Raw genomic sequence first — 786 nt, 5'->3', positions numbered from 1 at the left:
TTCCTGAATATTGCTCATATTACAGCACCATCGCGGCAATCCAGCCTGCAACCATCAGCGGGATATTGTAGTGGATAAAGGTTGGGATAACCGAATCGCGGATGTGGTCGTGCTGACCGTCGGCGTTCAAACCCATGGTCGGGCCGAGCGTTGAGTCGGAAGCGGGGGAGCCGGCATCGCCCAGCGCGCCTGCCGTGCCGACAATGGCCACGGTAGCCATTGGGGAGAAGCCCAAGCTGATGCACAAAGGCACATAAATCGCGGTAATAATCGGCAAAGTGGAGAAAGACGAGCCGATGCCCATGGTTACCAGCAGGCCGACAAACAGCATGGTAAAGGCGGCCATGCCTTTATTGCTTCCGAACAAAGCCATGCTGCGTTCGACCAAAGGCTGAATGTCGCCGGTCGCGTTCATGACGGCGGCGAAACCTTGTGCCGCAATCATAATAAAGCCGACCATCGCCATCATTTTGATGCCTTCGCCGAACACATCACTGGCGGCGGAACGGTTCATCACGCCCAACATCATAAACACGGCAAAGCCCAACATCGCGCCCAATACCAACGAGTTTTCATACAAAAGCTGAATGGCAAAACACACGGCAATCGCCACGGCCGCCACCAAGCTGCGATAGGTTGACGGCTCTTGCTGCTGCACCGCTTCACGGTTGTCTTCCATATCGGCGGCGTTGTTTTGATAAATACGCGGCTTGCGGTAGTGCAAAAAGGCCAGCAGCAAACCGGACACCATGCCCAAAGCCGGAATCGCCATTGCGTGCATTACAT

1 protein-coding gene is annotated in these 786 nt (G+C 55.2%); it reads right to left on the bottom strand.

The genetic code is table 11. The features are described from left to right. Window positions 1-19: 19 nt before the first annotated feature. Window positions 20-786, bottom strand: a 767-nt coding sequence (locus ACTHUM_RS16125) for a Na+/H+ antiporter NhaC family protein (RefSeq protein ID WP_440403438.1), incomplete at its 5' end; no start/stop codon positions are given.

This window comes from Neisseria sp. P0021.S006 (genome assembly GCF_051956895.1).
The sequence above is the reverse complement of the archived record's forward strand: the minus strand, read 5'-3'. Positions and strand labels throughout refer to the sequence as shown.